General features: G+C 71.8%; 14 protein-coding genes. 4 read left to right on the plus strand and 10 right to left on the minus strand.

Annotated elements, in window-relative coordinates; all coding sequences use genetic code 11:
- Positions 1 to 35: 35 nt before the first annotated feature.
- Positions 36 to 1109, minus strand: coding sequence for an NAD(P)-binding domain-containing protein (locus tag KBX46_RS33035; protein ID WP_088946414.1), 1074 nt, complete (start codon positions 1107 to 1109; stop codon positions 36 to 38).
- A 109-nt stretch (positions 1110 to 1218) separates the two neighbouring features.
- Between KBX46_RS33035 and KBX46_RS26675 the strand changes: the two genes are divergently transcribed.
- Positions 1219 to 1935, plus strand: coding sequence for an MIP/aquaporin family protein (locus KBX46_RS26675; protein WP_099850885.1), 717 nt, complete (start codon positions 1219 to 1221; stop codon positions 1933 to 1935).
- A gap of 66 nt (positions 1936 to 2001) precedes the next feature.
- Positions 2002 to 3585, plus strand: coding sequence for a D-alanyl-D-alanine carboxypeptidase/D-alanyl-D-alanine-endopeptidase (gene dacB, locus KBX46_RS26680; RefSeq protein ID WP_210794583.1), 1584 nt, complete (start codon positions 2002 to 2004; stop codon positions 3583 to 3585).
- Positions 3586 to 3630: 45 nt separating this feature from the next.
- On the opposite strand, the gene KBX46_RS26685 is transcribed toward dacB, so the two are convergent.
- From KBX46_RS26685 to KBX46_RS26695, 3 genes are all read right to left on the minus strand, one after another.
- Positions 3631 to 3960, minus strand: coding sequence for a hypothetical protein (locus KBX46_RS26685; RefSeq protein WP_172861950.1), 330 nt, complete (start codon positions 3958 to 3960; stop codon positions 3631 to 3633).
- Positions 3961 to 4073: 113 nt separating this feature from the next.
- Positions 4074 to 5027 (minus strand): hypothetical protein, encoded by a 954-nt coding sequence (locus tag KBX46_RS26690; RefSeq protein WP_210794585.1) that lies wholly within the window; start codon positions 5025 to 5027, stop codon positions 4074 to 4076.
- A 198-nt stretch (positions 5028 to 5225) separates the two neighbouring features.
- The gene (locus tag KBX46_RS26695) at positions 5226 to 5819 is read right to left on the minus strand and encodes a pentapeptide repeat-containing protein (RefSeq protein WP_210794587.1); all 594 of its coding nucleotides are present in this window, start codon (positions 5817 to 5819) and stop codon (positions 5226 to 5228) included.
- A 98-nt stretch (positions 5820 to 5917) separates the two neighbouring features.
- Between KBX46_RS26695 and KBX46_RS26700 the strand changes: the two genes are divergently transcribed.
- The gene (locus tag KBX46_RS26700; protein ID WP_210794589.1) at positions 5918 to 7150 is read left to right on the plus strand and encodes a serine hydrolase; all 1233 of its coding nucleotides are present in this window, start codon (positions 5918 to 5920) and stop codon (positions 7148 to 7150) included.
- Positions 7151 to 7567: 417 nt separating this feature from the next.
- On the opposite strand, the gene KBX46_RS26705 is transcribed toward KBX46_RS26700, so the two are convergent.
- Both KBX46_RS26705 and KBX46_RS26710 read right to left on the minus strand, forming a co-directional pair.
- The gene (locus KBX46_RS26705; RefSeq protein WP_099850879.1) at positions 7568 to 8032 is read right to left on the minus strand and encodes a PPOX class F420-dependent oxidoreductase; all 465 of its coding nucleotides are present in this window, start codon (positions 8030 to 8032) and stop codon (positions 7568 to 7570) included.
- Positions 8033 to 8074: 42 nt separating this feature from the next.
- Complete coding sequence (locus KBX46_RS26710; RefSeq protein ID WP_088951490.1) at positions 8075 to 8713, minus strand: DUF6642 family protein; 639 nt, start codon at positions 8711 to 8713, stop codon at positions 8075 to 8077.
- A gap of 304 nt (positions 8714 to 9017) precedes the next feature.
- Between KBX46_RS26710 and KBX46_RS26715 the strand changes: the two genes are divergently transcribed.
- Positions 9018 to 9791 (plus strand): D-Ala-D-Ala carboxypeptidase family metallohydrolase, encoded by a 774-nt coding sequence (locus KBX46_RS26715; protein ID WP_210794591.1) that lies wholly within the window; start codon positions 9018 to 9020, stop codon positions 9789 to 9791.
- Between the two features lie 67 nt (positions 9792 to 9858).
- Here KBX46_RS26715 and KBX46_RS26720 read toward each other — a convergent pair whose 3' ends face one another.
- The 4 genes from KBX46_RS26720 to KBX46_RS26735 all read right to left on the minus strand — a co-directional run bounded on the left by KBX46_RS26720 (position 9859) and on the right by KBX46_RS26735 (position 14010).
- A complete protein-coding gene (locus KBX46_RS26720; RefSeq protein WP_231927230.1) occupies positions 9859 to 10290 on the minus strand; it encodes a hypothetical protein in 432 nt (143 codons plus the stop codon).
- Between the two features lie 145 nt (positions 10291 to 10435).
- Positions 10436 to 11755, minus strand: a complete 1320-nt coding sequence (locus KBX46_RS26725; protein ID WP_374225026.1) for an ATP-binding protein — start codon at positions 11753 to 11755, stop codon at positions 10436 to 10438.
- A gap of 201 nt (positions 11756 to 11956) precedes the next feature.
- Positions 11957 to 12775, minus strand: coding sequence for a response regulator transcription factor (locus tag KBX46_RS26730; RefSeq protein ID WP_210794661.1), 819 nt, complete (start codon positions 12773 to 12775; stop codon positions 11957 to 11959).
- On the minus strand, positions 12754 to 14010 hold the full coding sequence (locus KBX46_RS26735; RefSeq protein WP_210794595.1) for a histidine kinase: 1257 nt from the start codon (positions 14008 to 14010) through the stop codon (positions 12754 to 12756). Before KBX46_RS26735 ends, KBX46_RS26730 begins: the two co-directional genes overlap by 22 nt.
- Positions 14011 to 14019 lie beyond the last annotated feature (9 nt).

The raw sequence follows: 14019 nt of genomic DNA on the forward strand, positions 1-14019 counted from the left end.
GCCCGCTGGTCGGCGATCCGTCAAATAGAGCCAGGTCAGTCGAGAGCGGGGGCCGGGGCAAGCAGGGCGCGAATCTCGTTGACCGCCGCGCGGCCGGCCCGGTTGGCGCCGATCGTGCTGGCCGAGGGGCCGTACCCGACCAGGTGAACGCGCTCGTCGGCGACCACCCGGGTGCCGTCCATCGTGATACCGCCGCCCGGCGCGCGCAGGCCCAGCGGGGCGAGATGGTCGATGGCAGCGCGGAAGCCGGTGCACCACAGGATCACGTCCGCCGACACGTGTCGGCCGTCCGCCCAGGCCACCCCGTCGGGTGTGATCCGGTCGAACACGGGTAGCCGGTCGAGGACACCCCGCTCACGCAACCGGCGTACCTCCGGGGTGACCGGCAGCCCGGTCACGCCCACCACGCTGCCCGGTGGGCGGCCGGCCCGGACCGCCTCGTCCACCCGGGCGACAGCGGCACGGCCCAGCTCCGCGCCGAACTCCTCGTCCCGGAACTCCGGCGGCCGGCGGGTGACCCAGGTGGTGGCCGCCGCGACGGTGGACACCTCGCCGAGCAGTTGCACGGCGGAGGTCCCGCCACCGACGACCACGACCCGCAGGCCGGCGAACTCGGTCGGGCCCCGGTAGTCGGCGGTGTGCAACTGCCGGCCGCGAAACGACGACCGACCCGGGTAGTGCGGCCAGAACGGCCGGGTCCACGTGCCGGTCGCGTTGATCAGCGCCCGGGCGATCCACCGGTCCTGGTCGGTCTCCACGTCCAGCCGGCCGTCCGGCCGGGAGCGCACCGCACGTACCCGCACCGGCCGTCGCACCGGCAGCTCGAATGCCCTCTCGTACGCGGCGAAGTAGGCGCTCACCTGCTCGGCCGCCGGGCGCTTGGGCTCGGCGGGCGGGAGCGGCAGCCCGGGCAGGTCGTGGAAGCCGTGCACCCGGTCGAAGACCAGCGTGGGCCAGCGGTGCTGCCAGGCCCCGCCCGGCCCGTCGTCGCCGTCGAGGATGACGAAGCCGCTGCCGGGCGGGAAGCCGGTCCGGCGCAGGTGATAGCCGGCGCTCAGGCCGGCCTGACCGGCGCCGATCACCACGACGTCCGCGGAGTGGGTGTCCACGCGGTGTACAACGCTGCGCCCGGCACCGCTGTGCCCGCTTTCGACCGTCGCGCCGATCACAGACCGCCATTCCGGCGACTGTCACCTGACCTGCGCTTACGCTGAGCGAATGAGCGACTTCCGTCGGTACGCGGCAGAGTTTCTCGGCACCCTGCTGCTGGTCTTCTTCGGCGTGGGCAGCGCGGTGGCCGCGCGGGTTCAGGGCGGCGTGGTGGTGGTCGCGTTGGCCTTCGGCTTCGTGATGCTCGCCCTCGTCTACACGATCGGCCCGCTCTCCGGCAGTCACGTCAACCCGGCGGTGACGCTCGGTGTGCTGCTGTCCGGCAAGATCTCGGTGGTCGGTGCGATCGCCTACTGGATCGCGCAGTTCGTCGGCGCGACGGTGGCCGCCTTCCTGCTCTGGGGGCTGACCCGCTGGGGCGACGTCGCGGACCAGACCGGTGCACTGGGCTCGAACGGGTACGGCGCGCACATCAACCGGGGCGGCGCAGCGGTGCTGGAGATCGTGCTGACCTTCCTCTTCGTCCTGGTCGTCCTGGTGGTGACCAGCCGAAGCGAAAATCCGGGGACCGCCGGGGCGGCCATCGGGCTGGCCCTCGCCGCCACCCAACTCGTGGGCGTGACGCTCACCGGCGCCGCGGTCAACCCGGCCCGAGCGTTCGGCCCGGCGGTCTTCGAGGGCGGTGTGGCCCTGCGGCAGCTCTGGGTGTTCATCGTCTTCCCGCTGCTCGGCGGTGCGCTCGCCGCCCTGGTCGCTCCACTGGTGATGGGGGCGCAGCGGCACTACTGGGGTGGGCACGAGAAGTCGGTCGGCCGGCCGACGTAGCTCACGTGGCAGTAACTTTCGCGCGCTGCTCTTCTCCGGCGATTACCTTCGTGGCAGCATCAGCGCATGCATCGCCGTCACTTTCCCCGAGCCCTCGCGCTGCTCACGCTGGTCGCCACCGTGGCCACCGTCGGCGCGCCCGGTGCCACGGCCGAGTCGCCCACCCCCGCGACGACCCGACTGCACGCCACCATCGACACGATCCTGGCCGACACCCGACTCGCCGGCGCTCAGGCGTCGGTGGTCGTGGTCGACACCGGCACGGGACAGACGCTCTACGACCGCAACGGTGACCGCCGGCTCGTCCCGGCCTCCAACACCAAGCTGATGACCTCGACGGCGGCCCTGGAGCTGCTCGGCCCGGGGCACCGCTTTACCACCGACGTGCGCACCAGCGGCAAGCGCCGCGCCGGCCTGCTCTCCGGCAACCTCTACCTGCGCGGTGGCGGTGACCCGACCATGCTCGCCGCCGATTACGACGCGCTCGCCGCGCAGGTCGCCGCCGACGGCGTACGGGTGGTCGCCGGCAACCTGGTCGCCGACGACACCCGCTACGACCGCACCCGACTCGGCCCCGACTGGACCTGGGACGACGAGCCCTACTACTACGCCGCGCAGGTCTCCGCGCTGACCGTGGCCCCGGACACCGACTACGACGCCGGCACCGTGATCGTGCAGGCCGCCCCGGCCGGTCGGGCCGGCGCCCCGCCGGTGGTCAGCACCACCCCGGCCACCGGGTACATCCGCGTCGACAACCGGGCCGAGACGGTCGCCGAGGGCGAGACCTCGATCTCGATCGAACGCGAACACGGCAGCAACACCGTCGTGGTGACCGGCCAGATCGCCGTCGGTGACGAGCCTGCCAGCGACTGGGTGACCGTCTGGGAGCCCGCCGGCTACGCGGCCGACGTGTTCCGGTCGGCGTTGCACCGGCACGGTGTGCGGGTGCTCGGCCGGACCGTGCTCGGCCAGCCCACACCGGAGACGGCCCACCCGGTGGCCCGGCACGACTCGATGAGCCTGGGCGAGCTGATGACGCCGTTCCTCAAGCTCTCCAACAACGGGCACGCCGAGGTGCTGACCAAGGAGATCGGCCGGGTGCTGTCCGGCGAGGGCACCTGGGCGGCCGGGTTGACCGCGATCAGCGAGTACGTCGCCGACACCGGAATGGACACCGGTCGGCTGCGTCAGCGCGACGGCTCGGGGCTGTCCCGGCGCAACCTGGTGCCGGCTACGGAGTTCGTCGACCTGCTGGCCGCCGTGCGCGCCGAACCGTGGTTCCAGACCTGGTACGCGGCCCTGCCGATCGCCGGGCAACCCGAGCGGTTCGTCGGCGGCACCCTGCGCAGCCGGATGGCCGGCACCGCGGCGGCGGGCAACGTGCACGCCAAGACGGGGAGCCTGACCGGTGTCTCCGGACTCTCCGGCTATGTCACCAGCGCCGACGGCCGCCTGTTGGCGTTCTCCATCCTGCTGAACAACTACCTGACGGCGTCGGTCAAGTCGCTGGAGGATCAGATCGCCGTGGCCCTGGCCGGGTTCCGCGAGGATGCTGCGACGGCGGCGCGGATGGCACCGCCAGCGGTGCCGGAGACGCCGCGGACCCCGGAGGGCGTCGAGTGCTCCTGGGTCAAGCCGATCACCTGTTGAGCTGTGGCCGGGAGGCACTGGTGTGCCTCCCGGCCGGGCGCGCGCTCAGGCCGGTCGGTCCGGTGGGGGGACCACCGCCGTGGGGTCGCCACGCTCGATGAGCGCGTCGATCTCGGCGGCCCGCAGCCCGCGCAGCGCCAGCACCCGGGTGCCCCAGCGGTGCAGACGGCACGGGTGCGGGCTGGCATCGTTGCGGCAGACCACTCCCCCGGACCACCGCCGGGGGGCGTGCACCACCACCGCCCGCACCGCGAACTGGGTGTCCTCGCCCGTCACGTACGGCGGCAGGGGGATGTCGCGGAGCACCTCCCCGGACGCTTCACCGGCACCGGACGAAGCGGCGCCACGGACGCGGTGGGCGGTGCTACTGCTCATCTCCGCTGCCTCCACACTGGATGGTCGGGTGGGAACAGCAGAAAGTTACGACCATATCGACGGTCCGCGACGGACAAACTGTCCCGCTGTGCCATCGCGCAGCGGTCGGCTGGTCAGCGCACCGCCACGGCCTGGAGGCCGACGTTGCCGCAGTGCGGGGTGAAGACCTTCTCGACGGTCCAGGTCAGGAGCAGTTTGGCACCCTTCGGCACCGTGAACCGGACGGTGAACTGAGCGCTCTTACCGGTGTACGGGTCCTCCAGCACGGCGGTCCTGACAGGTCCGCCGGTGGACAGTCGCGCGTCCAGGCGCCCCCGGGCCATCCACGTGCCGGCATAGAGCTGGACCGTGCGCGACTCACCGCTGCCAGCGACGGCCAGGCGGAAACCGTTGCCGGCGCCGCAGGTGTAGACGCCGTTGGAGCTGTCGCTCGCCGACCGCTGGGACGAGCCGTCGGACCAGCGGACGTGCTCCTGGTTGCCGTCCCAGCCGACCCGCCTGCCGGCACCGCCCTCGTCGGCGATCTCCCCGGAGCCGGCGCGCTTGCGGACCGTCGAGGTGCCGCCGCGCTCCCCCCAGTGCATCCAGTCCCGGGCGCCCACGGCGGTGAGGTCGACCTCGGCGGGCATCTCTGCCTGGGTGACCGACAGCGCCGACGCCTCGGGCGATGGCGGCGGTGGGGCCGGTGCGCTGGCCGACGGTGTCGGCTCGGGCGAGGGTGGACGCTGGCGCGGACGCAGGCCCGGCATCGCCGGCCCCGCCTCACCGGTGCGCCCGTCGGTGGCCGGGAGACCGGGGGAACGGGCGGCGCCCGCTGTCACATCGCCGGAGCGACCACCCTGGCCGTCGCCGGGCTCCGGGTCCGACCGGCTGCCGAGGTAGGCAACCAGCACCACCAGACACGCGAGTACGGCCGCACCCTCCACCGCCCAACGTCGCCGCCGCCGGACACGGGCGACACGGCGGAGCACGGCGAGGGTCTGCCCGAAGGTGCCGGCGCCCGAGCGGTGCTTCGGCGGCGCGTCCCCGGCACCCGGATCCGCCCGCGTGCGGTCTTCGTCCGACACCGACCCCTCCAACTCCACCACCCGGCCGCCGTCGACCGCCGCGCGTCATACCGTCCACTGTGGGCCGTTTCGCGTTCGTACCGGCGTGGACGACACGCTAGATCCGGACTGCCTGACGTGTCCAGCCCGCAACCGGACGCTGCCGGACAACCCGCCCGCGCGAACCGGCACTTCGGCAGGCCACGAGCGCCGCTCGCGTCAGCCGATCCGGAAGCCGAGGAGTTGCGCGATGACCACGGCCTGCCCGACGTCGATGACGGCACCGGCCCGCTCGACGGCCGTCGGGTCGAGCGCGGTGAGATCGCTGCCGCGCAGGTCGGCGCCGCCCAGCTTGACGTTGAGCAGCTGCGCGCCGGACAGATCGACGCCAGCCACGGTGGCCCCGGTGAGATTGGCCCGGGTCAGGTCCACCTCGCGCATCCGCACCCCGGTCAGCCGAACACCCCGCAGGTCGGCGCCGGGCAGGGTGACGAAGGACCAGTCACCGCCGTCGACGGTCAACGGTCGCAGGTCGCACTCGAAGAAGGTGCTGCCGACCAGCTTGCAGCCGGTGAACTCGGCCTCGAAGAAGTTGCACCGCCGGAACACGCAACGGGTGAAGGCCGAGTCGACGTGCCGGGACGCGTTGAACCGCACGTTGCCGAACGTGCACCCGGTGAAGACCGCTCCACGGCTCACCGCCTCGGTCAGGTCCACGTCGAAGAACTCACAACCCACGAAGTGTCGGTCGGTCAGCTCCTCGCCATACCAGTCCTCGTTACGGTAGGTCACGTCCTCGGTCAGCTCCGGCATCTGGCCAGGCTAGTAGCCAGCAACGACAGCCGCGCAGCCGACGTGGCACGCTGTGACCCCCTTCCGGTACGGGCGAACCGGCGAGTAGGTTCGGCGACGTGAGTGTGGCTCGGAGCAAGGACCCGGATCAGATCGGTTTCGACCCGGCGCGGTTGGCGCGGATCGACGAGCACTTCGGCCGGTACGTCGACGACGGCCGGCTGGCCGGCTGGCAGGTGGTGGTCACCCGTCGCGGCGAGGTGGCGCACTCCTCGACGTACGGGCTGCGGGACCGGGAGTCGGGCGCACCGGTCGCGGCCGACACGCTCTGGCGGATCTACTCGATGACCAAGCCGGTCACTTCGGTCGCGGCGATGATGCTGTGGGAGGAGGGCCGGTTCGAGCTGACCGACGAGATCAGCCGCTGGCTTCCGGAGTTCGCCGACCTACGGGTCTACTCCAAGGGATCGGTGCTGAAGCCGTACACCGTGCCGGCGACCGAGCCGATCCGGGTCTGGCACCTGCTCACCCACACCGCCGGCCTGACGTACGGCTTCATGCAGACGTCGGTGGTCGACGGGCTCTACCGGGCCGCCGGCTACGACCTGTACCCGCCGGCGGACGTCGACCTGGCCGGCGCCTGCGCGGTCTTCGGGAAGCTGCCGCTGCTGTTCCAGCCCGGTTCGGCCTGGGGCTACTCGGTCGCCACCGACGTGCTCGGTCGGCTCGTCGAGGTGATCTCCGGGCAGAGCCTCGACGCATTCTTCGCCGACCGGATCTTCGGGCCGCTGGGCATGACCGACACCCGCTGGTGGGTGGAGGGCGAGGAGGCGGACCGCCTGGCCGCGCTCTACGTCCCGGACCCGCGCAGCGGGCGGGCCGTCCGCTACGACAGCCTCGGCTCGCTCGCGTTCAACAAGCCGGCCCTGCTGTCCGGCGGCGGTGGCCTGATCTCCAGCGCCGCCGACTACCACCGCTTCACCCAGATGTTGCTGCGCGGCGGCGAGCTGGACGGGGTTCGGCTGCTCGGGCCGCGCACGGTGCGGTTCATGACCCGCAACCACCTGCCCGGCGGGCAGGACCTGGGCACCCTGTCCACCGGCGGCTTCGCGGAGTCGACCCTGGACGGGATCGGCTTCGGCCTGGGCTTCGCGGTGACCGACGACCCGATCCCCAGCCGGGTGCCAAGCAGCGTCGGCGAGTACTACTGGGGTGGAGTGGCCAGCACCGCGTTCTGGGTGGACCCGACCGAGGAGATCACCGCGCTGCTGTTCACGCAGCTGATGCCGTCGAGCACCTACCCGCTGCGCTCCCAGCTGCGCCAACTCGTCTACGCCGCCCTGCTCGACTGAGGCGGTACGACCGCCGAGCCGCTCGGCGCTGACCTCCGCGGACCCGGCGGCAGCGACGCCGGGAGGTCAGGCCGCCGACCCGACCCGTGTGTCGCCGCCGCTGTAGAGCTGCCCCAGATGTGGGGCACGCGGCGGCAGCTGTCCCGGCAAGCGCGCCGCACCCCAAGCACGCCGCACCCCAAGCACGCCGCACCCCAAGCGCACCGCACCCCGAGCACACCGCACCCCGAGCACGCCGCACCTCGAGCGCGGCCAGCGACCTGCCGCCGCCGGCCGCCCCATATCCGGGGCAGCTCTACAGCACGGCGGCCCCACCCATGACCTCCGCCTCGGGTGTCCGCGGTCGTCGGTGGTCGAGGTGGTCGAGGTGGTCGAGGTGGTCGGGGCGCCGCGCTGGCCCCCCGAACGCGATCGACCTCAGTCGGCGAGGCGGGCCGGGAAGCCACCGGTGGCGATCGGGCCCCAGGCGTCGATGGTGACCCGGATCAGCGACTTGCCCTGGCGCACCATCGCCGCCCGGTAGTCGTCCCAGTCCGGGTGTTCGCCGGAGATGCTGCGGAAGTATTCGACAAGCGGCTCCAGCGCCTCGGGCAGGTCGAGCACCTCGGCGGTGCCGTCGATCTGCACCCAGGGGCCGTTCCAGTCGTCGCTGAGCACGCACGCCGAGACCCGCGGATCGCGGCGGATGTTGGTCACCTTGGCCCGCTCGGGGTAGGTCGAGACGACGAGCCTCCCCTGCCCGTCGATCCCCGCCGAGACCGGGGAGGACTGCGGGCGACCGTCGGCCCGGGTGGTCATCAGCAGGACGCGGTGTCGCGGCCGGAGGAAGTCGAGCAGGCTGTCCCGGTCGACCCGGGTGTTCCGTGCGATGCTGCGCGCCATTCCTCGTTCCTACCAGGGTGCGGGCGGGTCGGCGGCAGCGGGTCAGCGGGGCCGGGCCGTGGAGCGGTGCACCGCCTGGGTGGGCACCCGGGGGCGGCTGGACGGGCGCCAGGCCCGGCCGTTGGCGTAGATCACCCGAAAGCCGAGGTACGACGCCAGCGGCGCCCAGTGGGCCGAACCCATTCGCAGCTCGGCGGCATTGTGCCGCTGGCCGTTCGCGAGCACGTCGAGGAGGACGGTTTCGAAAGCCGCCGATTCGACCCAGTCGACTTCTCGGGTGAAACCGCAGATCAGAGCGGCTCCGGTGACCTCAAGGAACTCGCGCAGCACCGCGTCGGAGGCCCGCAGGACGGAGCAACTGCCGAAATAGAGTCGCCGTCCCTCGGCCCGGCCGGCCATCAGGTCGGCCACCTCGTTCAACTCCACGGACTGCCAGTCGGTGAGGCACAACCGGCTCGGTTCGCCGTGCATGGCGAAGAAGCCGACCCGGTGGTCCGCGTACTGCTTGAGCAGCCAACGGTCCAGGAAGTAGAACAACTCGTCGCGGGTGGCCGCGTCCTTGTGGATGAAACGGATCTTGCCGAGCCGCTCCAGCAGCTCAAGGGTGGGCAGGACGGAGCCCCGCTCGTTGAGGTCGCGGTGCCACTGACCCTCGACACAGAAGACGCCACCGCGTGCCACGTGCACCTCCGCCAGTCCGCAGCCCGAGGCTGACGTTACCGGCCGCCAGCAGCCAGGGAACATCACCCTCGGTGTGGCTGATTGCGACGTTCGGTGCGCTTGATCCCGCAAGAGCCGATCGGCGATCAATGGTTGTTTCGCAAATCAGCCTAATTCCCAGCCAATACCCAGGGACCGCAGATTGTGAGGACGATTCTCGTTAATCGCCTCCAACCACACCGATCAGTGTCAAGGTGGAGATCGCGGGACTTCTCGGTCGATGTCCCGTGGCCACCCCATTCGCTCTCCTATCGGGAGGACTTCTGTGCGCGTAAACACCTTGAAGCGTGCTGCCATCGCATTCGCCCTGGCGTTGCCCGGGGCAGCGATCGCTGCGGTGGTCGCCGCGCCAGCGGCGTATGCGGACGGCTGCTACACGTGGAACCGCACCCTGGCCCAGGGGCGCTCCGGCGACGACGTCCGACAGCTGCAGATCCGGGTCGCCGGCTGGGCCGGCAACCGGAACATCGTGGAGAACGACGGCCGCTACGGACCGAAGACGGCCGCCGCGGTCAAGCGGTTCCAACAGGCGTACGGGCTGCGCGCCGACGGTGTCGCCGGCCCGCAGACCTACGCGAAGCTGTACCAGCTCCAGGACAACGACTGCACACCCGCGCACTTCAGCTACAACGAACTCGACAACGGGTGCGGCGGAAGTGGCTGGAGCGGCGGTCCGCTGTCGGCGGCCCAGACCAAGCAGAACGCGCTGCGCACCATGTGGAAGCTGGAGGCGCTGCGCAAGAGCCTCGGCGACAAGCCGCTCAACGTGTCCAGCGGATACCGCAGCCGCGCCTGCAACAACCAGGTCGGCGGCGCGTCGGACAGCCAGCACCTGTACGGCAACGCGGCCGACGTCACCTCACGGACGTCGTCGCTGTGCCAGGTCGCCCGCGGCGCCCGTAACAACGGCTTCAGCGGGATCTACGGGCCGGGTTACCCGGACCACGACGACCACGTGCACGTCGACTCGCGTCGGGAGAACAACAGGGACAACAGCTCGAACACGACGAGCTGGTCCGCGCCGGACTGCGGGATCTGAGCCGGCGACGACCGACTCATCTGTTGGGCGCGACGTCGGCCCGGGTCGGGTGGGCGGAGGGGTGCGCTCAGCTCGCCCGGGGCCAGCGCGGCGCGGTGACGGGGGGAGTCACCGGCCGGCCAGCAGCGGTGGGCCGTACACCCGGTGGGACGACCCGCGCGGCCTGCTGCCGCGCCGGCAACCCACCGGTACGCCCGGCCGGCGCCTGGTAGCCGGTCGTCGCCGGCCGGCTACCGGCGGGACGTGCGGGAGACGGCCCGGTCGCCGTGAACGGGAACGGTACGTGCACGAACGGATTTCCGTGCCGGATCAACGCCTCGATCTGGCGTTCGTTGAGCCCGTGTGTCTCCAACACCCGTCGCCCCCAGCGGTGCAGGCGGCACGGGTAGGAGGCGCCGTCGTTGCGGCACAGCGGCCCGGTGGGCCACTCCTCGGCGGTGTGCACGACCACCGCCCGCACCGCCAGCCGGACATCTTCCGGGGTCAGCGATGCCGGCATCGGCACCTCACCCAGTACCTGATCGATGGGATCCGTCGACTGCTCACCAACTCGCACGGCAGGCCTCCCGCAGTTCGGCAGCGGTACGGCGGACCCACCGCACCGACATCCTCGGCCATGGGTACGGCCGGCACCGGACGAAAGTTCAATTCTGGTACGCGGTAAGCAGATCCTCCGGCGACAGCACTCGGATCCCCTCGACGACGGTGCCGCTGCGCGACACGGCAACGGCCGGCACCGCGTCGTCGGCACCGGGCAGCCGGGACCGATACAGCAGCAGCCGACCCAGGTCATGCGCGTCGAAGGGCCGGCTCTCCTGCCATTTGATCGAACCGACGAAACTGATGCGCTGAGCGACGGGCCCCCGGTCGGCGCCAACCAGGTCGATCTCCGGGTCGTTGGTCCGGGTCCAGTAGCTGCCGATCACCGCTGCCTCCGCCGGCAGGTGGTCGCCGCTCAGCCGGCGCAGCGCCTCTCGGACGACAGGTTCAATGGCCCGTCCCCGCCAGGACGCCCACGACCGGACGATCCGATCCAGGGTCAGGTCACCTCGCCCGCGCTCGATCTCGGACAGGTGAGGTCCCAGGAATGACAGCCAGAAGCGCAGGTACGGGTCGGCCACCGCATAGCGGGTTTCCCGCGACGGCTTGGTCGACAGCGGAACGGCGACCTCCACGGCCCGCTTCTGGGCCAGCAGGCGCAGGGCGCGGTTCAGGGACGCCTGTGGAAGATCCCCCGCGGCGCGGGAGATCAGCGAGAAGGTCCGCTCACCGCTGCCGATGGCCCGCAGCACCAGCCCTGCCTGGGACTGGGGCGGAAACTCCGCCGCCAGCGCTCGCTCGCCGCTGACCAGCAGGGCGGAGGTCGGATCCCGTACTGCCTCGCTCAGATAGTCGTGGACGGATGCGCCGTTCGGCCACTCGTCGAGGATCAGCGGCAGACCGCCGGACACCAGGTAGGCGTCGAACGCGTCGGCGGCGGACAGGTCGAGCATGTCGCGGACGTCGGCTGGGCTCAGCGGCGGAATGACCATCTCGGTGGCTCGCTGGTGGAACGGCCGGCCGTAGTCGTTCAGGGCCTCCATCATCGCCAGATCCGAGCCGACGCAGATCAGCAGGACGGGCCGCCGGGACAACTCGCGATCGAAGACCTTCTGCAACGTTCCCTCGAAGCCCGGGTCACTCGCGATGAGGTACGGCATTTCGTCCAGGACGACGACGCTCGGTCGGTCGGACGGCAGCGCGGCGGCGAGCAGGGTCAGAGCGGCGTCCCACGTCTGCGGTTGCTGCTCACGAAGGATCTGTGCCCCCGGCAGCGTCGAGGCGGCCGCCGTTTCCACGAAGAGTGCGAGGTCGGCTGCGACGGTCGGCTGCGCGGAGGCGGTGAAGAAGAGATGCGGCACGTCGGCCCGCTCGACGAACTCCTCCACCAGTCGGGACTTGCCTACCCGTCGGCGACCGCGCATGAGAAGGGCCCGCCCAGGCCGACCAGCACGACCACCTCGTTGCACCCGAGAAAGCATGCCGCCGAGGAGGTGGAGTTCACGGTCCCGTCCGACAAAGCCATCCACGATCACTCCTGAGACAACCAACAATGGAACAACCAAAAATGAGTGTAACCTCATCCGTGTTGGTATGCCTGGCCATCTGGCCCAGCGAACGGCTCGTCAGACCAGGCCGGCGTCGTGCACGAGCAGGGCCACCTGGACCCGGTTGTTGAGATCGAGCCGGGTCAGCAGCCGGGAGACGTACGCCTTCACCGTCGCCACGCTCATGAACAGCTCCCCCGCGATCTCCGCATTGGTGTGCCCGCGGCCCAGGGCGACCGCCACCTGCCGCTCCCGCTCACTGAGCCCGGTGAGCAACCGCAGCGCCCGCTCCCGCCGCGGGTCGGGGCCGGCCGGGCCGGGGGTGGCGGCGGTCACGTGGGCGATCAGTGTGCGGGTCACCGTCGGGGACAGGGTCGCCTCACCGGCCGCCACCCGGCGCACGGCGTGCACGATCTCCGCCGGCGGGGTGTCCTTGAGGAGGAAACCGGCAGCCCCGGCGCGCAACGCCCGCAGCACCTGTTCGTCGGCGTCGAAGGTGGTCAGCACCAGCACCTCCGGCGGGTGTGGCTGGGCACGCAGGGCCTCGGTGGCGGTCAGCCCGTCCACCCGGGGCATCCGGATGTCCATCAGCACCACGTCCGGGGCGTACGCGGCGACGGCGGCGGGGACCTCACCGCCATCGGCGGCTTCGCCGACCACGGTCAGGTCCGGCAGACCGCCGAGGATCATCGAGAGCCCGGCCCGGACCAGCGCGTCGTCGTCCACGATCAGCACGCGCACCGGCGACACTGCCGACTGCGGCCCCGCCGCACCGGAAGGGTCGGCCACACCGGAGGCGTTGGCGGTGCCGGAAGGGCCGGCCACGCCGGAAGGGCCGGTCACGCCGGAAGGGCCGGTCACGCCGGAAGGGCCGGTCACGCCGGCCACGGCAGCCAGGCGGCCAGCCGGAAGTCGCCTGCGTCGTCGCGACCGTAGGCGAGCCGGCCACCGGCGAGGGTGACCCGTTCGCTGATGCCGACCAGGCCGGTGCCGGCGCCGGGCAGAGTGTCGCCGGCCGGTGCGCCGACCGGCCAGCGGTTGCCGATCGCCACGGTCAGGCCACTGCCCGGGCCGCCCGCGACGTCCACGGTGACCGCCGCGCCGGCCGCGTGCTTGCGGGCGTTGGTCAGCCCCTCCTGCACGATCCGGTACGCGGCCCGGCCCAGCGCCGCCGGCACCTCCCCCGGGCTGGCGACGCTGTCGCTGACGTTGACGCGCACCCCGGCTGCCCGCGATTCGGCGATCAGGGCCGGCAGGTCGGCGAGTGTGGGTTGCGGCGGCTCCGGGGCGTCGCCGTCGTCGCTCTCGGCCCGGAGCACCCCGATCACCTCCCGCAGGTCCTGAAGGGCGGCGTGGGCGCTGCCCCGGATCACCCCGGCGGCCCGGGCCACCTCGTCCGCGGGAGCGTCCGGGCGGAACTCCAGCGCCCCGGCGTGCAGGCTGAGCAGCGAGATCCGGTGGGCCAGCACGTCGTGCATCTCCCGGGCGATCCGGGTGCGTTCGAGGTGGCGGGCCTGGGCGACCCGGAGCTGCTGCTCGGCTTCGGCCCGCTCGGCCCGATCCCGCAGCGACACGATCAACTGCCGTCGGGCCCGGACGAACATCCCCCAGGCCAGCACGGTGAGAGTGATCACCACACCCCAGGCGACGGTGGCCCAGTAGGGCATGACCGGATCCGGACGAGTCCAGCTGTAGACCAGGTTGGTGATGAGACCGACGCCGGTCACCGCCACCGAGACTGCGGTCCGCCGGTGCACCACCACGGTGAAGTAGAAGATCAACAGCGGGATGGAGGCGGCCATCGAGAACAGGTTCAACGGCAGGGTCGCCACCATCAACCCGAGCGGCCACCGCCTCCGCAGCCAGAGCAGCCCGCAGCAGACCAGCCCGATCAGCGCGTCCACGCCGACCATCCAGTCGTGCGGCAGCGCGACCGCCGTCTCCGGGTTGGGCGACAGGGCGTCCGCCGTGGCGTACAGCACCCAGAGCAGGCTGATCAGGAAGGCCAGGGTGTCGACCGCCCAGTCCCGGGTGGTCCGCCGGGGCCGGCGGGTCGCCGTCTCCGGGCTGGTCGCGCCGGCCAGCGCCCCGGGCAGCAGCCAGGGGTGTTCCGGCACGGCGAGGCTGGTCACGGCACCATG

This window comes from Micromonospora sp. C81, from assembly GCF_018070425.1.
Lineage (GTDB): Bacteria > Actinomycetota > Actinomycetes > Mycobacteriales > Micromonosporaceae > Micromonospora > Micromonospora zamorensis.